The sequence below is a fragment of the Streptomyces sp. NPDC048504 genome (assembly GCF_043200035.1).
GTDB lineage: Bacteria > Actinomycetota > Actinomycetes > Streptomycetales > Streptomycetaceae > Streptomyces.
In genome coordinates, this window is sequence record NZ_JBICXA010000010.1 from 103,381 (window position 1) to 127,369 (window position 23,989).

The 23,989-nt window shown below is 71.3% G+C and carries 17 protein-coding genes and 2 pseudogenes; 14 read left to right on the top strand and 5 right to left on the bottom strand.

All coding sequences use genetic code 11. The features are described 5' to 3' along the window. Positions 1 to 11 precede the first annotated feature (11 nt). Positions 12 to 2,333: a LuxR C-terminal-related transcriptional regulator gene (locus ACGFY9_RS25085; protein WP_393757588.1), complete on the bottom strand. Its 2,322-nt coding sequence runs from the start codon at positions 2,331 to 2,333 to the stop codon at positions 12 to 14. Positions 2,334 to 2,475: 142 nt separating this feature from the next. Further along, the gene (locus tag ACGFY9_RS25090; protein WP_393757590.1) at positions 2,476 to 3,630 is read right to left on the bottom strand and encodes a Gfo/Idh/MocA family protein; all 1,155 of its coding nucleotides are present in this window, start codon (positions 3,628 to 3,630) and stop codon (positions 2,476 to 2,478) included. 137 nt (positions 3,631 to 3,767) lie between these two features. On the opposite strand from ACGFY9_RS25090, the gene ACGFY9_RS25095 reads away from it, so the two are divergent. From ACGFY9_RS25095 to ACGFY9_RS25125, 7 genes and pseudogenes are all read left to right on the top strand, one after another. Continuing rightward, complete coding sequence (locus ACGFY9_RS25095; protein WP_393757592.1) at positions 3,768 to 4,775, top strand: LacI family DNA-binding transcriptional regulator; 1,008 nt, start codon at positions 3,768 to 3,770, stop codon at positions 4,773 to 4,775. A gap of 25 nt (positions 4,776 to 4,800) precedes the next feature. Continuing rightward, positions 4,801 to 5,781 carry a dipeptidase gene (locus ACGFY9_RS25100; RefSeq protein ID WP_393757594.1) on the top strand — a complete coding sequence of 327 codons (981 nt, stop codon included), beginning with the start codon at positions 4,801 to 4,803 and terminating at the stop codon, positions 5,779 to 5,781. Positions 5,782 to 5,852: 71 nt separating this feature from the next. Beyond that, on the top strand, positions 5,853 to 7,208 hold the full coding sequence (locus ACGFY9_RS25105; RefSeq protein WP_393757596.1) for an MATE family efflux transporter: 1,356 nt from the start codon (positions 5,853 to 5,855) through the stop codon (positions 7,206 to 7,208). A gap of 244 nt (positions 7,209 to 7,452) precedes the next feature. Then, positions 7,453 to 8,426 (top strand): annotated as a pseudogene (locus tag ACGFY9_RS25110) (RNA polymerase sigma factor). Between the two features lie 85 nt (positions 8,427 to 8,511). Next, a complete protein-coding gene (locus tag ACGFY9_RS25115) occupies positions 8,512 to 9,450 on the top strand; it encodes an alpha/beta fold hydrolase (RefSeq protein WP_393757598.1) in 939 nt (312 codons plus the stop codon). An 82-nt stretch (positions 9,451 to 9,532) separates the two neighbouring features. Then, positions 9,533 to 10,222, top strand: a complete 690-nt coding sequence (locus ACGFY9_RS25120; RefSeq protein WP_393757600.1) for an alpha/beta hydrolase — start codon at positions 9,533 to 9,535, stop codon at positions 10,220 to 10,222. 113 nt (positions 10,223 to 10,335) lie between these two features. Then, on the top strand, positions 10,336 to 11,187 hold the full coding sequence (locus ACGFY9_RS25125; protein WP_393757602.1) for a GNAT family N-acetyltransferase: 852 nt from the start codon (positions 10,336 to 10,338) through the stop codon (positions 11,185 to 11,187). A gap of 10 nt (positions 11,188 to 11,197) precedes the next feature. Here the strand turns inward: ACGFY9_RS25125 and ACGFY9_RS25130 are convergent, their stop codons facing one another. After that, positions 11,198 to 13,996: an ATP-binding protein gene (locus tag ACGFY9_RS25130; RefSeq protein WP_393757604.1), complete on the bottom strand. Its 2,799-nt coding sequence runs from the start codon at positions 13,994 to 13,996 to the stop codon at positions 11,198 to 11,200. 58 nt (positions 13,997 to 14,054) lie between these two features. Beyond that, entirely contained in the window at positions 14,055 to 15,371 is a 1,317-nt protein-coding gene (locus ACGFY9_RS25135; RefSeq protein WP_393757606.1) for an amidohydrolase family protein, read from the bottom strand. Between the two features lie 461 nt (positions 15,372 to 15,832). Between ACGFY9_RS25135 and ACGFY9_RS25140 the strand changes: the two genes are divergently transcribed. Further along, positions 15,833 to 16,846 (top strand): glycoside hydrolase family 26 protein, encoded by a 1,014-nt coding sequence (locus tag ACGFY9_RS25140; RefSeq protein ID WP_393757608.1) that lies wholly within the window; start codon positions 15,833 to 15,835, stop codon positions 16,844 to 16,846. Between the two features lie 64 nt (positions 16,847 to 16,910). Here ACGFY9_RS25140 and ACGFY9_RS25145 read toward each other — a convergent pair whose 3' ends face one another. Then, positions 16,911 to 18,023 carry an arabinogalactan endo-beta-1,4-galactanase gene (locus ACGFY9_RS25145; RefSeq protein ID WP_393757610.1) on the bottom strand — a complete coding sequence of 371 codons (1,113 nt, stop codon included), beginning with the start codon at positions 18,021 to 18,023 and terminating at the stop codon, positions 16,911 to 16,913. Positions 18,024 to 18,328: 305 nt separating this feature from the next. Here ACGFY9_RS25145 and ACGFY9_RS25150 point away from each other — a divergent pair, with 305 nt between their 5' ends. From ACGFY9_RS25150 to ACGFY9_RS25175, 6 genes and pseudogenes are all read left to right on the top strand, one after another. Further along, positions 18,329 to 19,264, top strand: a complete 936-nt coding sequence (locus ACGFY9_RS25150) for an ABC transporter ATP-binding protein (RefSeq protein WP_393757612.1) — start codon at positions 18,329 to 18,331, stop codon at positions 19,262 to 19,264. Further along, positions 19,261 to 20,106 carry an ABC transporter permease gene (locus ACGFY9_RS25155; RefSeq protein ID WP_393757614.1) on the top strand — a complete coding sequence of 282 codons (846 nt, stop codon included), beginning with the start codon at positions 19,261 to 19,263 and terminating at the stop codon, positions 20,104 to 20,106. The genes ACGFY9_RS25150 and ACGFY9_RS25155 overlap by 4 nt, the downstream gene beginning before the upstream one ends. Positions 20,107 to 20,234: 128 nt before the next feature. Further along, positions 20,235 to 21,569, top strand: coding sequence for a histidine kinase (locus tag ACGFY9_RS25160; RefSeq protein WP_393757616.1), 1,335 nt, complete (start codon positions 20,235 to 20,237; stop codon positions 21,567 to 21,569). Continuing rightward, positions 21,566 to 22,258 (top strand): response regulator, encoded by a 693-nt coding sequence (locus ACGFY9_RS25165; RefSeq protein WP_393757618.1) that lies wholly within the window; start codon positions 21,566 to 21,568, stop codon positions 22,256 to 22,258. Before ACGFY9_RS25160 ends, ACGFY9_RS25165 begins: the two co-directional genes overlap by 4 nt. A 127-nt stretch (positions 22,259 to 22,385) precedes the next feature. After that, the gene (locus ACGFY9_RS25170) at positions 22,386 to 23,549 is read left to right on the top strand and encodes a lactonase family protein (RefSeq protein WP_393757620.1); all 1,164 of its coding nucleotides are present in this window, start codon (positions 22,386 to 22,388) and stop codon (positions 23,547 to 23,549) included. 67 nt (positions 23,550 to 23,616) lie between these two features. Further along, a pseudogene (locus ACGFY9_RS25175) lies at positions 23,617 to 23,913 on the top strand (ABC transporter permease subunit); the annotation flags it as partial. Between the last annotated feature and the right edge of the window lie 76 nt (positions 23,914 to 23,989).

Below are 23,989 nucleotides of genomic sequence, written 5' to 3' on the forward strand. Positions count from 1 at the left end.
GTACCGGGTACCTACGCCGACTTGGTGCCCTCGGGCTGGGCCGCGGCCAGGATCTCGGTACGGGAGGCGATGCCCAACTTGGCGAGGATGTGCTCGACATGGGCGTCCACGGTGCGTTTGGAGATGACGAGCCGTTCGGCGATCTCCCGGTTGGACAGGCCCTGGGTGACGAGCGCGGCGACCTCGCGTTCGCGGCGGGTGAGGGGGTCGGCGGGGCGGGTGCCGGACGTGTCGGGGCGGGCCGTAGGGATGCCGGGCGGTTCGTCCGCGTCCGTGCGTACGGCGTCCAGGAGTTCGCGGCCCGACATCCGGGCGCCCGCCTCCCGCCACCGCTCGTACTGTTCGGCGCCCAACGCCGTTCGTACCGCCCGCTGTTGGGACTCCTGTTCCTCCAGCAGGCGGGGCAGCATGCCGACCGGGTCGCCGCCCAGCCGTCGCGCGTGCTCGGCGTATCCCATCAGCCAGCAGGCCCTGACGTACCGCTTCTGCCCGGCCGCGTGCCAGGCGAGGCCCAGCGACGCGAGCGCGGCCACGAGTACCTCGCCGATCTCGCTCGCCGCCTCCAGGCCCCGGCGCAACGCCGTCGCGCTCTCCTCGGGGCGGCCGACGAGCCAGAGGATCACGCCCTGGACGGAGAGCGTGGAGCCGTACAACTGGCGTTCGCCGCGGCCCTCCAGATACGTGAGGCCCGTCTCGCACCACTCCAGCGCGCGGTCCGTGAAGCCCAAGGCGGCGTACAGCAGGGCGCCTTCGTAGTGGACGACGCCGATGCCCAGCGCGTCGTCCGCCGCGATCATCCGTCGCCGGACCGCTTCAAGGGCGGACGCCCCTTCCTCGACGGCCCCGCCGAGCAGCGTCAGGGCGCCCAAGTAGCCCTCGCTGAACAGCTCCACGCGGCTCTCGCCGACGCGGCGCGCCACGTCGAGGGCCTGCGGGAACCGGTCCAACGCCGTCTCCAGATCGGCCGTCCAGACCCCGAACACCCCGGTCATGAACAACCCCCAGGCCCGCGTCGCCGAGTCCTGCGGGACGAGGCCGAGCCCCTTGTCGATCCAGTACCGGCCCTCCGACAGCGTGCCCGCCGCCCGCCAGTAGGCCCCGAGCCGCGTCGCCAGCCACAGCGCGTCGCTCGCCCGTCCCTCGGTGGCGCAGCCGTACTCCAGGGCGGCCCTCACGTCGGCGATCTCCGCACGTACGGCATGGTGCAGTTGGACCTGGCCCCGGCCCATCAGACCGTTCCAGAAGCGGCCGACGAGTTCGTCGTAGTGGGCGAAGTGCCGTTGTCGTACGGCCTCGGAGTCCTCGGTGGCGGCCAGGCGCGCGGTGCCGTACTCGCGGATGGTGTCCAGGAGCCGGTAGCGGCCGCCGTCCTCGCCGATGCGCTGGACGACCGACTTGTCGACGAGCCCGATCAGGGCCTCGACGACCTGCTCGCCGTCCAGTTGGACCGCTCCACCAGGGTCGCCGCCCGCGCACACCTGCTCGGCCGCGGACAGTTCGAAGGAACCGGCGAACACCGACAGCCGGGCCCACAGGAGTTGTTCCTGGGGTGTGCACAGGTCGTAGGACCAGTCGATGGCCGCGCGCAGCGTCTGGTGGCGGGTGAGCGCGGTGCGCCGGCCGCCGGTGAGGACCTCGCAGTGGCGGTCCAAGCGGGCGACGAGTTCCGCGAGGGGCACGGCCCGCAGGCGTACGGCGGCGAGTTCGAGGGCGAGGGGGATGCCGTCGAGGCGGTCGACGAGGGCGAGGGTGTGCTCCCGTTCGGCGCCGTCGAGCGCGGGTGAGCCGGTGACGGCGGCGGCGCGCTGCGCGAACAGGTCGACGGCGTCCGCGCGGGCCAGCGGGGCGATCGGCAGGCAGCGCTCACCGGGCACGTCCAGCGGCTGCCTGCTGGTGGCGAGGACGCTCAGTCCGGGGGCCTCGCGCAGCAGGATGTCGCAGAGCATCGCGCACGCGTCGACCAGGTGCTCGCAGGTGTCGAGGACGATCAACATCCGCCGCCCGCGCAGGTGTTCCACGATGGCGTCCAACGGGGTCATGCCGGACTGCTCGGGCAGTTCGAGGACGCCCGCGAGCGTCGGCGGCACCAACTCCGGGTCGTGCAGGGCCGACAGCTCCACCAGCCGCACCCCGTCGGCGAACCGGTCCGCGACCGCGCGGGCCGCGCGCAGTGCCGTACGGCTCTTGCCGACACCACCCGGACCGACCAGCGTGACCAGCCGCGACCGCGCCAACTCGGCGTGCAGCATCCCGAGTTCCTCGGCGCGTCCGACGAAGCTGGTCAACTCCACGGGGAGTTGACCGCCCCGCCGCTGTCCGAAGCCGTATCCCATGCCGCCCCCATACCCGTCCGCCAACCGGTCACCACAGCGTAGGCGAGTGACTCCCGAGCGTGAACGGTAGTCGAGTCCGGCAGGTGGGCGCGAGATCGCGCGGGCGCCCGGCGGCGCGCCGATCAGGCGACGCGCGCGCCGTTCACGCCGGGCTCGCCCAGGTGCCGGTCTCGACGGAACGCACCATGGCGTCCAGAACTGACGCGCTGTGTACGGCATCCGGGAGCGTGGCGCCGTACGGCGTGCCCTCGGCGACGGAGCGCAGGAAGCGGTACGCCTCGATCACCTTGAGGTCGTCGTAGCCCATCGCGTTCGCCGCGCCCGGCTGGAACGCGCCGAACTCGCCGTCGCCCGGGCCGACATACACCGTGGTGACGGGCTGGTCCTGGTACGTCGTGCCGCGGCTGACCGCCAGCTCGTTCATCCGGCGGAAGTCCCAGAACACCGCGCCCTTGGTGCCGTGCACCTCGAAGCCGTAGTTGTTCTGCTCGCCGACCGAGACCCGGCAGGCCTCCAGGACACCCCGGGCGCCGGAGGCGAACCGCAGCAGGCAGTTGACGTAGTCCTCGTTCTCCACCGGGCCCAACTCGCCCCCGGTGGCGAGGGCGTGGCCCGCGGTCGCGCCGGTGGGGCGGGCCCGCTGCGGCAGGAAGATCGCGGTGTCGGCGGCCAGGGACGTGATGTCGCCGAGGAGGTAGCGGGCCAGGTCGGCGCCGTGCGAGGCGAGGTCGCCCAGGACTCCGTGGCCGCCGCGCTCCAGTTCGTAGCGCCAGGTCAGGGCGCCGTCCGGGTGGGCCGCGTAGTCGCTGAAGAGGCGGACGCGGATGTGGGTGACCGTGCCCAGCTCGCCCGAGGCGATCAGGTCGCGGGCGGCCTCCACGGCGGGCGCGTTGCGGTAGTTGAAGCCGACCGCGCTCTGGACGCCGGACTTGGAGACCGCTTCGGCCACGGCGGAGGCGTCCGCCGTCGACAGGCCCACCGGTTTCTCGATCCAGATGTGCTTGCCGGCCTCCGCCATCGCGACGCCGATCTCGCGGTGCAGGAAGTTCGGCGCGGTGATGCTCACGGCCTGCACCCGCGGGTCGTCGGCCACCTCGCGCCAGTCGCGGGTCGTGGAGGCGAAGCCGAACTGCTCGGCGGCCTGCTCGGCCCGCCCGGGCACCTCCTCGGCGACCGTCACGAGCTGCGGTCGCAGGGTCAGCTGCGGAAAGTGGTGCGGGACACGGGCGTACGCCTGGGTGTGGACCCGTCCCATCCATCCGAAGCCCACGACGGCAACACCGAGCGAGGTCACCATGACTGCCCTTCTTTGGACCGGTCCATAAACTGTCTCCGCCACAGTGGAACCCGTTCGTCCTGATGTCAATACATGGACGTCAACAACGAGTGTCCGCGCCTTTGACAGGGTGCGCGACCGCATGGAACGGTCCAGCCATGAGCGCTCCGACCATCCGTGACGTCGCCGAGCGGGCCGGTGTGTCGAAGTCCCTGGTCTCCCTGGTGCTGCGCGGCTCCGAGCAGGTCCGACCGGAGAAACGGCAGGCCGTGCTGGCCGCCGTGGCGGAACTCGGTTACCGCCCGAACGCTGCCGCCCGCAGCCTCAGCGAACGCCGCACCCGCTCGATCGGCGTCCTGCTGAACGACCTGCGCAACCCGTGGTTCGTGGAACTCCTCGACGGCCTGGGCTCCCGCCTGCACGAGAACGGCCTGCACATGATGCTGGCCGACGGCCGCCTCAACCGTCATCTCGGCGAGGACCTCACCCGCATCTTCACGGAACTCCGCGTCGACGGCCTGGTCGCGGTGGGCACCCTCCCCGGCTCCGACGAACTCCTCGCCGCCGCCGCGACCCGCATCCCGACGGTGGTCGCGGGCGCCATTGAACCGGTCCTGCCCCACGTCGACGTTGTGGCCGGCGACGACTCGTACGGCGCCGCCCTGGCCACCGAACACCTCATCGACCTGGGACACCGTCGTATCGCCCACATCGCCGGCCCGGGCGTCGCCGGCGCACTCCGCAGCATCTCCTTCGAAGAGGTCATGGACGGCCACGGCCTGACCGACCTCGCGACGGTCGAGCAGGGCGACCACACGGAGGAGGGCGGGTACCGCGCGATGGTCCGCCTGCTCACCGCCCCGCAGCGCCCCACGGCCGTCTTCGCCTTCAACGACATCGCGTGCGTCGGCGCGCTCTCGGCGGCCGAGGAACTGGACCTCCAAGTGCCCCGGGACCTGTCCCTCGTCGGCTACGACAACACGTACCTCGCGCGCCTACGACACCTCTGGCTCACCACCGTCGACAACGGCAGCCACGACATCGGCCGTCGCGCCGCGCAGCTTCTCGTCCAGCGGATGCGGGATCCGAGGCGGATGCCGGAGACGGTGCTGTCGGAACCGAGGCTTGAGGTGCGGGGGAGTACGGGACCGCCCTCGACGGAGTAACTCCGGTGCGGGCATGATCCGTTGGGTGTCGAACGAATCCGCGGAAGCGCGCCGCCCGCCCCTCCTCTGGGAACAACACTGCTGCCTGGCGCTGGAGAAGAACGCCGACGTCGGCGAACTGGCCCGCTACCGCAGACCGGGCGGCAGCTTCGTCTCGGTCAACGTGGGCTACGCGCCCCACGGCGCCGACGACGTCACCGGACTGATCGCCAGTTGGCGGGAACGGATCGACGCGGACGACCGGCTGCGGCTGGCCGCGAGCGTCGACGACATCGACGCCGCCGGGCGCGCGGGGGAGGTGGCCGTCGCCTTCGACCTGGAGGATTCCGGGCCCCTGGAAGGGCAGTTGGACCGGGTACGGCACTTCTACGACCTCGGCGTCCGCACGATGCTGCCGAGCTACAACACCCGCAACGCGGCCGGCGGCGGTTGCCTCGACGAGGTCGACGAGGGACTCACCGCCTACGGCCGGGCGCTGGTACGGGAGTTGAACGCCGTCGGCATGGTCGCGGACGGCTCGCACTGTGGTGCCCGTACCGGTCTCGACCTGTGCGAGGTGTCCCAACTGCCCGTCGTCTACAGCCACTCCTGCATGCGCGCGGTGTGGGACCACCCCCGCAACATCACCGACGAGCAGGCCAGAGAGTGCGCGGCCACGGACGGGGTGGTCGGCATCACCGGAGTCGGCATCTTCCTCGGCCCCAACGACGCCTCCGTCGACGCCCTCGTACGGCACATCGACCACGCCGTCGACCTCGTCGGCCCGGAACACGTCGGCGTGTCCACCGACTACCCGTTCGACGAAGGGGACTTCAACGCGATGCTCGAACAGAGCCCGGAGCTGTTCCCCGACTGCTACACCCGCTGGGGCCCGATCGACTTCATGCCCCCGGAGGGCCTGTTGACCGTCGAGGGCGCGCTGCTCGCCCGGGGATACCCCGACGACGCCGTCACCGCGATCCTGGGCGGCAACTTCCGGCGGGTCGCCGAGGCGGTGTGGCGGTAGCACGTAACTCGTGGGCGGCGCAGGGCAGTTGACTGGCAGGATGGGCGAGCGTGAGTGAACGCACCGCATTTATGACCATCGCCAGGGCTGCCGCGCCGTTGTACGTGAGCACCCTCGCCGCGTCGGCCTGGTCGCTTGTCGATACGGCGCTTCTGGGGCGGCATGCCACCGTCTCGCTGGCCGCTTTTGCCGTGACGGTCGCCGTGTTCAGTCCGGCTACCGCCACTGTGGCGGGGGCGTTGCGCGGGGTCATGCCGTTCGTCGCGCCCCATCGCGAGGACCCCGACGGGCTGTTGCCGTTGGTGCGGAGTGGGATGTGGCTGGGGTTCGCGGTGGGCGGGGTGTGTGCGGCGGCGGTGGCCGCTGTGCCGTTGCTCGGTGGGCTGTTCGGGGTGCCGGGGGCGGTCGTCGATCAACTGGGGCTGTTTCCCTGGATGTTGGCGGGGAGTGTGCTGCTGATCGCCGTCAACTCGTCGGCTGCGTCCGTGCTTGTCGCGCTCGGGCGGTCTCCGCAGGTGATGCGGTCCGGGCTGGCGGGGGCCGGCGTGTCCGTGGTGTTGTCGGTGGTGTTGGTCGGGGGGCCGGGGGCGCTGCCGAGTTTCGGGTTGGCGGGCGCCGGGGTGGCCATGCTCGGCTCCAGCGCGGTCGGGGCCTGGCTCAATCAGTACGCGCTGCGTCGGCGGACCGTGCTCGCCGGGCGGCCGATCCGGCCCGGCAGGCCCGATCCGCGCGAGGTGCTGCGGCTGGCCCGGGTCGGGGTGCCGCTCGGCGCGACCGTGCTGGTGAAGTTCTCCGTGCTGGGCGTGCTGACCTTCGCCGCCGCCCGGATCGGCACCGACAGCGCCGCCGTGCACAGCGTCTCCGAGTCCCTGGTGAACGTCGTCTTCACCGCCGCCGTGGCGGTCGGGCAGGCCACGGTGCCGTTGATCGCCGGGTACGCCGAGGAACGCGACCTCGCGCGCATCAGGCGCAGTGTGGATGCCGGGATCGGGGTCGCCCTGTGCGCGGTCGTCGTGCTCGGGGCCGTCCTGGTCGTGCTGCGGGACCCGGTGATCGGCCTGTTCACCAGGGATCAGGGGCTCGCGGACCAGGTGGTACGGCTGTTGCCGCTGGTCCTCGCGGTGGTCGTCACCGATGCCCTGCAGGCCGTGGCGGGCTTCGGACTCGTCGGGCTCAAGCGCACCGTGCCGAGCCTGGTGTCAACGGCGGTGTGGTTCGGGGTGCTCGCGGCCCTCGCCGTACCGGTCGCCGACACGGCGGGGCTGGCCGGGCTGTGGACCGCGCTGGCCTGCGCGAACCTCCTCCAGGCCGTGACCAAGTTCGTCTCCTTCCGGCGGCACAGTGGGCGGATCGTCGGCGCGACCCCGCCGGCGGGCGTGCGGGACGGCAACACGGGCGCGGTACGAGAGCCCGGTCGGGGGCGCTGAGCAGTTGCTGATCCCCTCCGGTCGTCAACCGGGCGTGCCCGCAACGGTCGTGGGGACCGGTCCAAGTCCTTGAACAGTCGCTGAACATCCTTGGCCCGGGGCGTATCGACGGTGTGCGGGACCCGGGTGTCCGTAACGGGCACCTGGTGCGACGCCGGACCCGTCGGGCGTCCGCGCGATGTGACGTCACGGCACGCGCCCATTACGGTCGTACGGACGACGGTGGCGCCGGAAGAGGGGCAGCATGAGCAGCCGGAACCCGGGTGAGATCACGCGCATCGAGGACGCGGCACTCACCCTGGCCGCGCAGGCCGGGGACGTCGCCTCCCTGGGGCTGCTGCTGGAACGGCACCGGGCCGGGATGCGGGCCGTCGCGGTGAGTGTGCTGGGGCCGGGGCCCGATGTCGACGACGTGGTGCAGGACGCGGCGCTGACCGCCCTCCGGCGCGTGGGGGATGTGCGGGACCCGGAGGCCGGGCCGTAGGGGCCTGGTTGCGGATGATCGTGCGCAACCATGCCCGTTCGTTGCTGCGCGGGACCGTCGATCTTCGGCCGCTCGACGATCTGCATGTGCCCGTCACGGAATCCGGTCCTGAGCGGTGGCTGGAGCGGCACGCCCTGCGGGACTGGATCTGGGAAGCCGTCGAGGAACTGTCTCCCACGCTGCGGCTGCCGCTCGTGCTGCGGCATTTCAGTGTCGGGGTCACGTCGTACGAGCAGATCGCCGAGGCCTGCGGGGTGCCCGTTGGAACGGTCCGCAGCAGGCTCAGCCAGGGGCGGGCCAAGCTCGCGCTGGCCCTCGCCGCCACGGCCGACGCCCCGCACGGCGACGTCGGCCGGCGCACCCGGGCCAGCCGGATCGAGGCGCGCGAGACGCTGCACGCGGCCGAGAGCGGGCACTTCGGGAAGCTGCTCACCGAGCGCTGGTCGCCCGAGGCCGCGCTGGTGCAGGGGAACCAACCGGTGGGCGGCAGAAGCCTGTTGGTGCGCGGGATGGAGTGCGATCTGGAGGCAGGCGTACGACAGCATCTCGCGCACGCCGTGGCCGGGCGGTCGCTCGTCGTCTGGGAGATGGACATCAGCAATCCCGACGACGACCCCGACCACTGCCCGCCCGCCGTGGCCTGGCTGATGAGTCTGGACAGTGCCGGGCGGGTCCACCGGCTGCGTCTCGTGCATCCCCGGCCGGTGCCCATCCCGCGCGCCCTTGTCGTGTGACTGGCGTCACATCGTTCACTTCGAACTTCGTGCTTCCTCCCGCGTCCTGTCCCTGTCATCGCCGTATGCCGAACAGGGAGATCCCATGAGCACCACCCCCTCGACCGATCCACTCGCCACCGGGACCCACACCGTCGAGATCGACGGGGTCACGCAGAGCTACCACGTCCACGGCGTTGGACCGGTCTGCATCGCGCACTCCGGCGGACCGGGCATCTTCTGGGACTACCTGCGCATGCCCGCGCTGGAGGAGCACCTCACGGTCGTCTACCCGGAGCCCATCGGCACCGGCGCCTCCGACCGCCTGCCCTCCCACCCGCACGGCTACACGCGGGCCCGTTACAGCCGCTTCCTCGCGGCGCTGATCGAGCACCTCGGCGTCCCCGAGGTACACCTCCTCGGGCACTCGCACGGCGGTTTCGTCGCCCAGTACCACGCCCTGCACCACCCCGACCGCGTCGCCGGCGTGATCCTCTACGACAGCGCGCCGGTGACCGGTCCCGAGCACGGCGCCGAGGCCATGCGCAAGGTGCAGGAGTTCGCCGCCCGGCGCGCCGACAACCCGGGGCTCCCCGAGGTCGTTGGAGCGTTCCAGAGCATCCCCGCCATCTCCGACGACGCCCAGATGATCGCAGTGGCGCGGGGGATCTTCCCCGCGTACTTCGCCGACTTCTGGGGCCGGGAGGACGAGTTCGGCCCCGCGCGCACCGCGGTGACGGCCACCTACATCTCGGGGCTGGACGACGACCTCACCCCGGACGTCATCGACGACCGCGCCGACCTCGGCTCGCTCACCGTGCCGGCCCTCGTCCTCGTCGGCCGCCACGACGTCATCTGCGGGGTGCGCTGGGCGCAGGAGCTGCACGAGCTCATCCCGGGCTCGGAGCTGGTGATCTTCGAGAACAGCGGGCACTTCGGTCACCTGGAGGAACCCGAGGCCTTCGCGAAGGCGGTGACGGCGTTCGTCGAGGCCCCCGTCGGCGGCGACGGGACCCCTGCCGGCAACCAGGTCATGGGCAACTAGGTCATTTGGTCGAAGCCCCGGCGGGCGGTCCGGCCTAGTTTGGACTTGCCCGCAGGGTTTCCCACAAACAAGGAGCATCGGCATGAATGCCGTGAAGAACATCGTTCTCGTGCATGGCGGATTCGTCGACGGTTCCGGCTGGCAGTCCGTGCACCGCCTGCTCACCCAGGACGGCTACAACGTCAGCGTCGTGCAGAACCCGACCCTGTCCCTCGTCGAGGACGTGGCCGTCACCCAGCGGGCCCTCGACGCCCTCGACGGCCCGGCCGTCCTCGTCGGCCACTCCTACGGCGGTGCCGTGATCACCGAGGCCGGCCGCCACGACGGTGTCGCCGCGCTCGTCTACATCGCCGCCTTCGCGCCGGACAAGGACGAGTCCGTCGGCACGCTGGTCGCCGACCCCGCGCCCGGCGCGCCCGTGCCGCCGATCCTGCCGCCCGTCGACGGCTTCCTCTTCCTGGACCGTGACAAGTTCGCCGCGTCCTTCGCGGGCGACCTGCCGGCCGAGGACGCCGCGTTCCTCGCCGACTCGCAGGTTCCGTGGGGCCTCGACGCGCTCAACGGACCGATCACGGAGCCGGCTTGGCGGGCCAAGCCCAGCTGGTACCTCGTCGCGACCGACGACCACATGATCCCGCCGCCGGTCCAGCACCAGATGGCCGAGCGCGCCGGAGCCACCGTGGCCGAGGCCGCCGGCAGCCACGCCATCTACGTGTCCCAGCCCGCGGCGGTGGCCGACCTGATCAAGCAGGCGGCGGCCCGCCAGGCCTGACGTCCCGCCCCTGACCACATGCCAACCCCCCGCTTCAGCCCGCCTGTTCGCAGGCGGGCTGTCCGCGTCGCTTCCCTAGGGAAGCCGAGTGAACCCGAGAGGGAAACAGATCCATGACGACCGTCGTCCAGCCGTCCGTCGCCGAGCAGTCCGAGGCGGAGGCCCTCTACCGATTCCAGACGGAGACCCCCGAGCCCGTCCGCACCGCGCTGGGCATGACCGCCACGAGGATCGGCGGCGGTGTGGTGCTGTCGATGCGCGACGACATCACCCGCTTCTGGAGCAAGGCCCTCGGCTTCGGCATCACCGCCCCCGTCACGGCCCAACTCGTCGAGGAGGTCTGCGACTTCTACCGTGCGGCGGGTACCCCGCAGGCCGCCTTCCAGATAGCGCCCGCCTTCCTGCCCGAGGACTGGCCGGAGATCTGCGCACGGGAGGGCATCGTCCAGTCCTCGTCCTGGGCGAAGCTCGTCGGCACGACCGAGGAGGCCATCGCCCGCGCCGACGCCCTGGACGTACCGCCCGACGGCATCAGCGTCACCCCGCTGGAGGCCCAACACGCCCTGGAATGGGGCACGGTGATGATGCGGGCCTTCGGAACACCGGTCGAGCACTACGCCGAGATGGGCGCCGCGACCGTGTCCCGGCCGGGCTGGCATCCCTACGGGGCGTGGCTGGAGGGCGAGTTGGTCGGCACCGGCACCATGCTCGTCCGCGGTGACACGGCGCAGATGTTCGCCGGCGCCGTACTGCCCCACGCGCGGGGGCGCGGCGGGCAGACCGCCCTGCTCGCCGCCCGGGCGCGCACGGCACGGGAGTTGGGGTGCCGTGTCCTCGTCGCCGAGACCGGCGCCGAGCAGCCCGGCACCCACAACAGCTCCCTGCACAACATGCTCCGACTCGGCTTCGAGGTGGCCTACGAACGCCCCAACTGGACCTGGCAGTCGGAACCCGACGCGGGCTGAGCGGGAGGCGTCACGGCATGGGGCCGGTCAGCGCGTCGCGCAGGCCGCCCCGTGAGGTGACGTTCAACTTCCGGAAGACACTGCGGAGATGGGCCGCCACCGTGCGCGGCGACAGGAAGAGCCGCGCGGCGATCTGCTTGTTCGTCAGCCCGGTGGCGGCCAGTTGGGCCGCCACCCGCTCCTGCGGGGTCAGCAGCGCGTGCCGGTCCCGGCCGTCGGACTCGACGGGCTGGAACGGCTTGACGGGAATCCCGCTCGCCCGCAGCTCGTTGGCCGCCCGCGCACTCCACGGGGTGGCGCCGAGCCGCTCGAACGTGCCGAGCGCCGCGTCCAGGTGCACCCGGGCCGCGCCGCCCGCCTTGGCGCGGCGCAGTCGCTCGCCGTAGGCCAGGCAGATCCTCGCCCAGTCGAACGGCCAGCGCTCGGCACCGGACGTGGCGATGGCCGCCTCGAACAGGTCATGGTCGATGACGTCCGGGTCCGCCATCGCCTCGGCGGCGTCCGCCAGCATGGCCAACCGGGGTGAGATCGAAGGGATGTCGGTCTTGCGGACCGCCGCGATGTGCGCGGCCGCCTCCGCGTGGTGGTCGGTGTGCACGGCGGCCTCGGTGAAGTCCAGCAGGAGCCACAGCGCGTGCGGCATGAACCGCGGCACCTCGCCGGGTGTGACGAGGGTGCGCAGCAGCCGGCGGGCGGCGTCGAAGTCCGCGCCGCCGAGCGCCGACAGGGCCCGGATGTGCGAGGCGTAGACCCGCAGCGCGCCCAGTCCGCGCGGGTTGCCCCAGGACACGAGCCGGTCCGCGATCTCGCGGGCGGTGCTGCCGTCACCGCGCGCGGCGGCCACAAGTCCCCGCTGGAAGTGGCCCGTTGAGGCCGTCAGACGGTAGTCGTACGTCGCGCACCAGGCGAGGCCTTCTTCGGTGATCTCCAGCAGCTCGTCCCACTGGCCGCCCGCGTAGGCGTCGTTGCCCAGCAGGAACTGCGCCTGGATCGCCAGGGCCACGGCCCCGCCGTCGCGGCCGTCGTCGATGATCCGGCGCAGCGCGCCCCGGCAGCCCGGGAGGCGGTCGATGTAGGAGGAGGAGAGCGCGATGCCGAAGACCCGTACGGGGTCGGGCTGTTGGTGCAGTCCGGAGATGAGGCCGTCGAGCCGGTCGAGGAAGGGCAGCGCGCCGTACGCCGGATCGCCGAAGGTGCCCAGGATCACCGGCAGCAGACGGCCCGACGTGGGCGGACGCCGTCGCTTCACGACGTCCTCGAAGGAGTGCCACAGTTCCGGCCGGCCGCCGTAGAAGCACACCATGAGAAGGGTGTTGAGGGCTTCGCGGAAGATGTCCTCGACCATCTCCGTGTCGTCGGGCCACGTATGGGCCTCGATGGCGCCGATGAGCAGCCGGTGGGCGGTGTCCACATCGCCCTCGCCGTTGAGGAGATGACTGGCCGCGGCGGTGGCGGCGGCCAGGGAGTCGACGCCCGACGGGTCGGCGTGGTCGGCGTTGACCAGCAGCGCGCGGACATTGCGCAGATCGCCGCTGATGTTGGCGCCGAGGCAGGCCGCCTCCGCCAGTCGGCGGCCTTTGTCCGCGCCGGTCGCGCTCAACTCGGAGGCGCGCAGCAGGGCGCTGATGGCGCCGACCGCGTCACCGCGGCGCAGGGTGTTGTACGCCACCTCGTGCAGCAGGGCGGCGACCTGGTCGTCGGGGCCGACGGCAGCGTCGGCGAGGTGCCGCGCCCGGTGCTCGGAGCCCTCGGGAAGCTCGGCGGCGAGGGCCAGTTGAGCCGCCCGGCGTTCCTCGCTGGTCGACAGGTCCAGCACCGCGGAACGGGTCAGCGGATGCCGGAACTCCAGTCTGCCGGTGACACCGTCGACCTGGACGAGCCCGGCGCGCTCGGCTGGGGACAGCCCGGCGAGACCGTCCGGTCCGCCCGACGCCCGCTGGAGGATGTGCAGTTCACCCGAACCGTCCAGCACGGCGAGCAGCAGCAGCTTCCGGGTCGCGGCCGGGAGTGCGGCGACCCTGGTGGAGAAGATGCCCTTGAGGCGCTCGGTCAACGGCAGTACGGCGGGCAGGGTTCCACGCTCCCGCTGCTGCAAGTCGTTGAGGGGGACGGGCAGTTCGAGCAGGGCGAGGGGGTTGCCCCGGGCCTCCGCGACCAGTCGCCGTCTGACCCTGGGCGTCATCGCGGGGAACCGCTCGGCCACCAGCGCGTTCGCCGAGACGTCGTCCAGGGGCCGGACCTCGTACTCGGGTATCCCGATGTTGCTGAGGAAGGACTCGTCGCCGGTCCGCGAGGCGCCGAGCAGGGCGATCGGGCCGGCGCGCAGGGCGCGGGCGAGGGTGCCCAGGACCGTGGCGCTGGGCCGGTCCACCCAGGCCACGTCGTCGACGATCAGCGCGAGCGGACCGGACTCCGCGGTGGACCGTTCCAGCAGGGCGTGCACGGCGTTCGCGATGGCGAGCAGTTCGGTGGGCTGCTCCTCGGACAGCCCGCGGACCGCCTGGAGGGTCTCCGCCTGCCGTACGGGCAGCGCGGGGATTCCCTCGGTCAGCGGTTGCAGCAGCTGGTTCAGCGCCGAGAAACTGACGCCTCGTTGGAACGGGCAGCCGGAGATCCGCAACACCCGGAAGCCCGCCCCGGACGCGCGCGGCGCCGCGGTCTCCAGGAGCGCGGTCTTGCCCACCCCGGGCTCCCCGATCAGCATCAGCGCGGCTCCCCGCGCCCGGGCGGTGTCGAAGTGCCCGTCGAGGACGGCCAGTTCGGCCGATCGTCCGATGAGGGCCGGCGGGGTGAGAGCTGCCGATGCCATGACGCCTCCTGTAGGGGTCGAGCGGGAACAGGAACGGTCCACACGCCTGAAGGTCAGGTCATGCGATGCGTGCGGCCGCCTCCTCGGCGGCGTGCTGGGCGGCGATACGGTCCACCTTCACCGTCTCGCCGCCCACGACGACGGGCTCGCCCGCGACCCAGACATCCTGGACCGCGCGGGAGCCGGCCGCCCACATCAGGTTGGCGAGCAGTCGGCCGTCCTCGACGTCGAGGCCCGCGGCGAAGTGGGGCCCGTCCACGGAGAGGTGGATCATGTCCGCCCAGTTTCCCGGGCGGAGGGCACCGATGTCGGTCCGGCCCAGGGCCGCGGCGCCGGCCGAGGTAGCCATGAGGAAGGCGTCCGCGGCGGTGAGGGCCATGGCGTCGGCCGTGGCGAGACGGCAGAACATCATCGCGAGGCGAGCCTCCTCCCACAGGTCGAGGTCGTCGTTGCTCGCGGGCCCGTCGGTGCCGAGACCGACGGCGACGGACGCGGCGCGCAGGGCGTGCAGGTCGGCCGTACCGGAGGCGAGTTTGGCGTTCGAGCCCGGGCAGTGCGCGACACCGGCACCCGCCTGGGCGAGCAGCCGGATGTCGTCGGCGGACAGATGCACGGCGTGGGCAGCGAGCAGCCGGCCGTCCAACAGCCCTGTCTCCTGCAGCAGTTGGGGAACCGAACCGTGCGACTCCCGCTGGGCGACGTCCTCGGCGAGGGTCTCCGTGACGTGGATGTGCACCAGGGCGCCGCGCTGTGCCGCCTCCTCCGCCGTGGCGCGCAGTGCCTCGGGCGGCAGGGTGTAGGCGGAGTGCGGTCCGTAGCAGAGCTCGACGCGCTCACCGGGCCCGAAGCGCAGTCCGTCCGTGTCGATCCACTTGCCGATGGCCGCGAGGTCGGTGTGCCAGTCGTCGCCGGGCCGGTCGAAGTAGGCGGGCGCGATCAGGACCCGGCTCCCGGCTTCGAGTGCCGCGTCGGCCACCTGCTCGGCGTGCGCGTACATCTCGGCGCTGGTCGTCACGCCGTAGCGCAGCATCTCGACGCAGCCGAGCAGCATGCCCGCGTGGGCGTCGCCGGGGCGCATGCGGGCCTCGGCGGGCCAGACGGCGTCCTGCAGCCAGGACGCCAGCGGGAGGTCGCCGCCGAGTCCGCGCAGGAGGGTCATCGGGGAGTGCGCGTGGGTGTTGACCAGGCCGGGAGCGAGGATGCCGGACAGCGAGGTGAGGGGGACGCCGGCCGGGAGCGGGGGAGCGGTGGCCGCCGGACCGCAGTGGGAGATGCGGCCGTCCGCGTCGACATCGACGACGGCGTCGCGCAGGACGGAACAGGACGGGTCCGCCGGCAGGACCACGGGGGCGAGAAAGCGACGAGGCACGGACATGGGGGAGCTCGCTTCCGGAGGGAGTGCTGTCAACGAGAACAAGATGCGGGACCGGTCCAAAAGTTCGATCCCGGGGGCGTGAACTCGATCACAGGAGTGGGGAAACGGGGCGCTCCGCTGTCATGGGCATCGCCGGATTCCAGGCCAAGCCGGATCGGTCCAGAGCCGTGCCGACCCGGTCCCGCGCCTCCGCCTGCCATACCCCCCACCACGCTCCCGGCCTCGTTCGCCACCCGCAGCAGTTCGACGGGGGCAACGCAGGCGGCGGCATTTTCCGCTACGCCCGGAGGCCATGTCCCCTATAGCGCGCTACATCCTCATCTTCCGCCCCGCGCTGATACGTTGCTCGGGCGTCAGCCCCCGCAACCCTCGCCCTCCCCATAGCCCCCGAATCCGACGCATCCCTCGAACCCGCCGCCCCACGCACTCACCACCCCCCCCCGAAGAAGGAGCCCCGCCCAGTGCCCCCGCCCGGGACGCGCCGTACCCCGTCGGCCCTGTTCACCGTCGCCCTCGCGCTGGTCCTGCTGGCCGGGCCTGCCTGCGTACCCGGTGTTGAGACCCCGCCCCCGCCCACGCAAGCCGCCCCGGCGCAGGCGTCCGGTCCGCCGACGGCCTACGGCGCCTACGTCGGATACGGTGCCGACGCCGTCCGTCGCGTCGCGGAGTTCGGGGCCTGGGTGGGGCGGTCCGAGCCTCGGGTCGGGCATGCGTATCTGGCCGGGGAGAACTGGAGCGACATCGAGGGCGCGTCCAACGACCTTGCTCTGTGGGCGGACTGGCGTCGGGAGGAGCAGGACCGCCTCCTCGTCCTCAACGTGCCGATGCTGGACCGCAACGAGGACCACCTGCCCGACAGCGTGGTCCGCACCGAGTTGAGAGACGGAGCGGACGGACGCTACGACGACCACTTCCGCACCCTTGCCCAGCGGCTGGTCCAACTCGGCGCCTCCGACACCGAGATCGTCCTCGGTTGGGAGATGAACGGCACCACGTACACCCACCGCTGTTCGCCCGACCCCGCGTCCTGGAAGCGGTACTGGACGCGCATCGTCATCGCGATGCGATCCGTCCCGGGGCAGCACTTCCGGTTCGACTTCACCCCCAACCGCGGCCGCGACGCGATCCCCTGGACCGACTGCTACCCGGGCGACGACTACGTCGACGTCATCGGCATGGACGCGTACGACGCTCCCCGCGGACTGTCGTTCTCAAAGCAACTGACCGAGTCCTACGGGCTGTTGGCGCAGGTCAGCTTCGCCCGCACCCATCGCAAACCCATCGCCTACCCCGAGTGGGGGCTGTACGAGAACGGCGACAACCCCACCTACATGCGCGGCATGCTCACCTGGATGGCCGGCCAACGTCCCCTCTACCAGACGATCAGCGACTACTGTCCCCACGGCGTGTGGCGCTGCCGCGCCAACCCCAAGTCCTCGGCTGTATACCGTGCCTTGACGGACGGCCAGTCATGAAGGGGCGGGGAACGGCAACCGCCGTTCCCCGCCCCTGTCAGACCTCGTGCCCCGAACTACCGCCCTACGGCGTCCACTTCACGTTCGGATTCACCTGGCCGGTCCAGTTGAAGATCGCCATGTTGTCCCAACCGTCCCCGCTGCCCGAGATGTTGGCCGGGTCCCAGCCGTTGCCGGTGACCGCGTACCAGGTCGGCTCCCAGTAGAAGACACCGATCGCACCCGCGCTCCGGGCCGTGTTCTGCACCGCCGTGAACTCAGCGCCCTGGCCCGCCCAGGTGAGCGGATAGCCCGAGCAGCCCGACGTCACCGAGTTCGCCGTACTGTCCGCGTCGGACGTCGTGAACGGGTAGGCCGTCTCCGCGATGATGACGTCCTTGCCGTAGCGCGACTTCATGTCCGAGACGACGCTGCCCATGTTGGCCAGCGTGCCGTGCCACATGCAGTAGTAACTCAGCCCGGTGATGTCCCAGTTGACGCCATGCGCCTTGATGCCGTCGTAGAACCAGCGGGCGTTCGAGTCGCTGTCCGCGTCGGCCGTGTGGATGATCACCTGGGTGGAACTGTTGCACGCCTTGGTCGCGTTGTAGCCCGACTTCAGCAGCAGACCGAGGTTGGTGAAGCTGTTGTTGACGACCTTGCCGTCGTCCCACAGCATGCCGACGTTGATCTCGTTGCCGATCTGCACGCTGTCCGGGGTGGTGCCCTGGGACTTGAGGCTGTTGCAGACGTCGTAGGTGTAGTTGTAGACGTCGGTCTGCAGCGCGCTGATGCCGTGGCTCGACCAGGCCGCCGGCTTGTACTGCTTGCCCGGGTCGGCCCAGGTGTCCGAGTAGTGGAAGTCGATCAGCAGCTTGAGGCCCTTGGCCTTCACCTGCTTGGCGTAGGCCAGCACCTTCGCCTTGTTGTTGTAGCCGCTGGCGGGGTTGTTCCAGATCCGCAGGCGTACGTAGTTGACGCCGGCGCCCTTGAGGATGTCGAGCGGGTCCTTCGCGGTCCCGCTGGAGTCGTAGTACTGGGCGCCGAGGTCGATCGCGCGCTGCGCGGACGAGACGTCGGCGCCGAGCATGGTGAGCGAGTTCGCCGCGGCGGCGTCCGTGGGGGTGAGCATCGCTGCCGGCAGGGCGACTGCGGCCAGGAGCAAGGCGGCTTTGACTATGCGGCCCGGGCTTCTCACGTGGATCCCGACCTCCTTGGGTCGACTGACATGCGCATGCGGGTTGGTTCTGAGAACGTTCACAGTAGGAGAGGTAACAGGCACTGTAAATATGTGTGTCGCTTGTATTTCCCGCAGTTGGTGGACGTGTCGTGTGTGCGTGGAAGGTGGGAACGTACACAACCCGGTGCACACAGTGGTACCGGGGTACTACGCCCGCACCCTCAATGACCCCCCGGTACGACGGTTTCGAGCCTCCCGCCCTCCTAGCGTTGCCGGTGGGAAAGCCCAGTGGGGGCGGTGGCACGTGAGCGCGAGGGAAACCGATGATCGAGGCACACCAACTGACGAAGCGGTACGGGGAGAAGACGGCGGTCGACCGGCTGGACTTCGTCGTCCGGCCCGGCACCGTCACCGGCTTCCTGGGCCCGAATGGCGCCGGGAAGTCCACCACGATGCGCATGATCGTCGGCCTGGACGCGCCCACCAGCGGCACCGTCACGGTCAACGGCAAGCCCTACGCCGAACACGGCGCGCCGCTCCAGGAGGTCGGCGCACTCCTTGAGGCCAAGTCGATCCACCCGGGCCGTTCCGCGTTCGACCACCTGATGGCACAGGCCCACACGCACGGCATCCCGCGCCGCCGGGTCGACGAGGTCATCGAACTGACCGGACTGCAGTCCGTGGCCAAGAAGCGCGCCGGGGCCTTCTCCCTCGGCATGGGCCAACGGCTCGGCATCGCCGCCGCGTTGCTCGGCGACCCGGCGACCGTCATGCTCGACGAACCCGTCAACGGCCTTGACCCCGAAGGCGTGTTGTGGATCCGCAACCTGCTGACCGGGCTCGCCGCGGACGGCCGTACCGTCTTCGTCTCCTCGCACCTGATGAGTGAAATGGCGCTCGTGGCCGACCACTTGATCGTCGTCGGACGAGGGCGGTTGCTGGCCGACACCACCGTGCAGGACCTGGTCCGGCACGCGGGCGGCGACACCGTCACCGTGGCCTCCGAGCAGCCGGCCCGGCTGCGTGAGGTCCTCGCCGGTCCCGGCGTCGAGATCAGCGGCGAGGTCGGTTCCGAGGAGCTGCATGTCACCGGGCTGACCGCGCGGGCCATCGGCCTCAAGGCCGCCGAGCACGGCATCCCGCTCTTCGAACTCAGCGCGCGCACCGTCTCGTTGGAGCAGGCGTTCATGGACCTGACCCGGGACGCCGTCGAGTACCACGGCTCCACCACCGTCGAGACCCCCGGGAGGGCCGCGTGAGCACCATCACCGCGACCGACAGCGCCGCACCCGCAACGGCGAAACCGGCCCGTCCGCCGTACAAGGTCACCGGACGCCGGGTGCTGCGCTCCGAGTGGGCCAAGTTGTGGTCCCTGCGCTCCACTTGGATCACCCTCGGCCTGGGCCTGCTGTTCCTGATCGCGTTCGGCCTGATCGCCGCCGCGCACTACAAGTCCTCCTACGACGGCGGGCATCTGCGGCCCGACGACGCCAACTCCACAGCGCTCGACATCTCCCTCTTCGGCACGAACTTCGCGCAGCTCGCGCTCGGTGTGCTGGGCGTCCTGGTCACCGCCGGCGAGTACTCGACCGGCATGATCCGCTCCACTCTGGCCGCCGTGCCGCGCCGCCTGCCGGTGCTGTGGTCCAAGGCCCTCGTGTTCGGCGTGGTCGCGCTCGGTGTCTCCCTCGTCGGGGTGTTCGTCGCGTTCCCGATCGTGAGCGGCATCGTCTCCGGCACGCCCGCGGCCCTCACGTTCTCCCACTCCGGAGTCGTACGGAGCCTGCTCGGCGCCGGTCTCTACCTGGGCCTCGTCGGTGTGATCGGCACCGCGCTGGGAGCATGGCTCCGCTCGGTGGCCGGCGGTATCTCGGTGCTGGTCGCCTCGCTGATGCTGGTGCCCGGACTGATCTCGCTGCTGCCCAGCTCGTGGCAGGACAACATCAGCCCCTATCTGCCGAGCAACGCGGGCGAGGCGATGTTCTCGCTCACCCACGACTCGACGACCCTCTCGCCCGGCGCCGGACTCCTGGTCTTCCTCGCCTGGACGGCGCTCGCGCTGGGCGGAGCCGCCTACCGGCTGCTCAAGACCGACGCCTGAGCCGATTCCCCCCCGCGGCCACGGCGCGGCATCCGGCCTGTTCACGGGCCGGGTGCCGCGCCGGTGGTTCGCGCGGGGCGGCCCCACAATGGACAGGTGACCTCCATGAGCCCGGACCAGTGACACCGATGAGCCCCGACGACCCCGCCCACGTGCTGTTCGCGGAGACGGACCTCCCGTGGAGCCACCCCGTGGCCGGCCGGCTGTCCCGGTTCGGCCGCCGGATCAAGCAGGGCGACCGCAGGCACCCGTGGGTGCTGGACACAGCCCTGATCGTCGTGGTGCTGCTGATCTTCTGCCTGCCGGACCTGGTGGACGACGACGACGGCCGACGGCGCGGCTTCGACAACAGCTTCATCCATCTGCCCTGGCCGGCGACCGTCGCCCTCCAGGCCGGGCTGGTGCTGCCGCTGCTGTGGCGGCGCCGCCGGCCGACCCTGGCCTTCGCGCTGATCGCCGCCGTCTTCTTCGTCCAGGCCGGGCTGGGGGTGTGGCTGCGCGCGGACGTCGCCCTGCTGATCTCCCTCTACAGCCTGGTCCTGCACGGGCAGCTGCGGCGCCTGCCCGCCGCGTGCGCGGTCACCCTCGCCGCCCTGGGACTGTTCGCTCTCCGGCTGCCGTCCCAAGTCCCGGTCCTGGACGCGCTGTTCGTCCTGTTCAGCACGATCACCGCGGCCGTAGCGCTCGGCTTCGTCGTCCGCATCCGGCGCGCCCAGCTCGCCGTGCTGCGCGACCGCGCGGCCCGCCTGGAGATCGAACGCGATCAGCGCAGCAAACTCGCCGCCGCCACCGAACGCACCCGCGTGGCACGGGAGATGCACGACATCATCGGCCACAACCTCTCCGTCATCATCACCCTCGCCGACGGCGGCGCCTACGCCACCGACCTCGCCCCCGAGCGAGGAAAGCAGGCGCTGCTCCTCATCGGCGACACCGGACGTCAGGCGCTCGGTGAACTGCGCCGCATGCTCGGCGTGTTGCGCGTCCAGAACGCCACACCGGACGCCCCCGAACTCAGCCCGCAGCCGGGCATCGCCGATCTCGACGCCCTCTGCGCCCGCATCCGCGCGGCAGGCCCGCAGGTCGTGTACCGCACCGGCGGCGACCCGGCCGCGCTCGACCGCGGGGTCCAACTCACCGTGTACCGCATCGTGCAGGAGGCTCTCACCAACGCCCTCAAGCACGCGGGCCACGACACCCGCGTCGAACTCGCGGTGAGCGTCGAGGAGTCACGGGTGCGCATCGACTGCCACGACACCGGCCCGGGCACAGCCACCGCCGGACCCGTACCCAGCCACGACGAAGGACACGGACTCGCCGGCATGAGAGAACGCGCCGCCCTCTACCACGGCACCGTCACCGCGGGCCCCGCCCCAGGCGGCGGCTGGACGGTACGGGCCACCCTCGACCCCACCCCGCTCACCGCGAGCGGGAGCACGGGCGGAACAGGAGGTGCGGCATGACGACCGTGCTCATCGTGGACGACCAGCCCCTCCAACGCCTGGGATTCCGGATGCTGTTGGAGGCCAACCCCGACACCGAGGTGGTCGGCGAGGCAGGGCACGGCGGCGAGGCGGTGCGGATGGCCGCCGAACTGCGTCCCGACGTGATCCTGATGGACGTACGCATGCCCGGCATGGACGGCATCGAGGCCACTCGCCGGGTCGTCGCGGCCGGCGACCGCTCGCGTGTCCTCATCCTGACCACCTTCGACCTCGACGAGTACGCCCACGAGGCACTGCGCGCGGGAGCCAGCGGCTTCCTCCTCAAGGACGCCCACCCCGAGGAACTCCTCGCCGGTATCCGCGCGGTGGCCTCCGGCGACGCCGTCATCGCCCCCGCGCTCACCCGCCGCCTGCTGGACGCCTACGCCCAGCACCTGCCGAAGAGTTCACCGGCAGGACCCGCGACGGCGCCCGCGACGGAGGACCCCCGCATCCGCCCCCTCACCGAACGCGAGCGCGAGATCCTCGTCGCCATCGGCCAGGGCTGGACCAACGGCGAGATCGCCGAGCGCCTCTTCCTCTCCGAGTCCACGGTGAAGACCCACGTCGGCCGCGTCCTGGCGAAGGTCGGCGCCCGTGACCGCATCCAGGCGGTGATCCTCGCCTACGACCTCGGGCTCGCCCGCCCCAACTCCTCCGACCAGTAGGCCGAGTTGACCCCGGGCATCGTGAAACCTTAGGTTGCGCCGCCCGCACGCACAGCTTCGTACCCGATGTGGACGCTGCGGCGCACCGGGACAACTGTTGCTTCCCATGGTCGAGATCAAAGGGGCTGTGTCCCGCAGAACGATGTTGGGCGCCATGGCGGCGACGGCGACCGCGGCAACCGTGCCGCTGACCGTCGCGGCACCGAGCGCCGAAGCCGCGCCACGGGTGAGACCCGACCTTCTCTACGTCGGCACCTGGAACGGCGGCCAGGTCTACGGGATCCGCTTCGACCCCGTCCAAGGCACCCTGACCTCCAACGGGCCGGTGGCCCAGGTCAGTTCGGGCTGGGTGACGGCGCACCCCGACCGTCCGGTGCTCTACGTCGGCAGTCAACTGGACGGCGGAATCGTCACCGTCTTCGACATCGACCGCGCGAGCGGCGCGCTGACGCAGACCGGCCAGGTGAGCACGGACGGCGGAGGAACGGCCGGCGGCGGACTGTCGTACCTCGGCGTGGACCGCCCCTCCGGCACCCTGCTCGTCGCCAACTTCGAGGCGGGCCTTGCCGTTTCACTCCCGATCCGATGGGACGGCGGTCTCGGCGCGCCGGTCTCGGTCGTGGCCGACACCGGATCGGGGCCCAGCCCACGCCAGTCGGGCCCGCACCCGCACGAGGTCGTCGTGGCCCCGGGCCGCCGCCACGCCCTGGTCCCGGACCTCGGCGCCGACCGCGTCTTCGTCTACGGCTTCGACGGTACGTCGGGTGCGCTGTCGTCCGGCGAGGGCGGATCCGGCGCCTACGCCACCGCCGCCGGCGCGGGCCCGAGACGGATCGTCTTCCACCCCGACGGACGCAAGGCGTATCTGCTGACCGAGCTGACGGCCGAGCTTCAACTCCTCGACTGGGACGGCAGATCAGGGGAGTTGACGAAGTGTCAGGGTCTTGCCGTCGACTCACCGGACTTCACGGGCACCAAGAGCGGCGCCGAGTTGGCCATCAGCCGTGACGGCCGCTTCGTCTACGCCTCAAGTCGCGGCGAGAACACTCTCGTCGTGTACGCGGTCGAGGAGAGAACCGGGCTGCTCTCCCTCCTCCAGCGCATCCCCTGCGGGGGACTGAAGCCCTGGAGCTTCACCGTCCACCCGGGCGGGCGCTGGCTGTTCGTCGCCAACGAGGCGAGCAGCACGGTCGACGTGTTCGCCGTCGACCTCCGCTCCGGGCTGCTGACCGGCACCGGGAACTCCCTCGCGATACCGAACCCCGACTGCGTCGCCGTCTGCGCCCGCTGAGGTCCGGCCGCACGTGATTGTCCAACAACCATCGTTCAGGTGACCGGGCGGCCGCCGCCACCACGTCCTCGGTTACGTCACGATCCCGACCCTCGCCGCCCCCTTCTTCGCCGCCCTCAAGGCCGGTGGCCCGCTCGCGATCCTCGGCGTCATCGGCGGCGAGTTCATCGCCTCCTCCGAAGGCGTCGGCCACGAGCTGTTCACCTCGGCCATGAACCTCGACGCCGCGACCGAGTTCGCCGGCCTGATCGTCCTGGTGGTGATGACCCTGATCCTCAACGGTGTGCTGAGTTGGCTGGACAAGTACGCGCTGAAGCGACTCGGGCTCGGTCCACGGAGGCCGGCCGAGCGACGCGCAGGTTGACCGCCGGCCCGCGAAACACCTGATCACACCTGGTTTCCCGGTCGTCCCCCGGACGGGCAACAGGAAACCCGTCGAC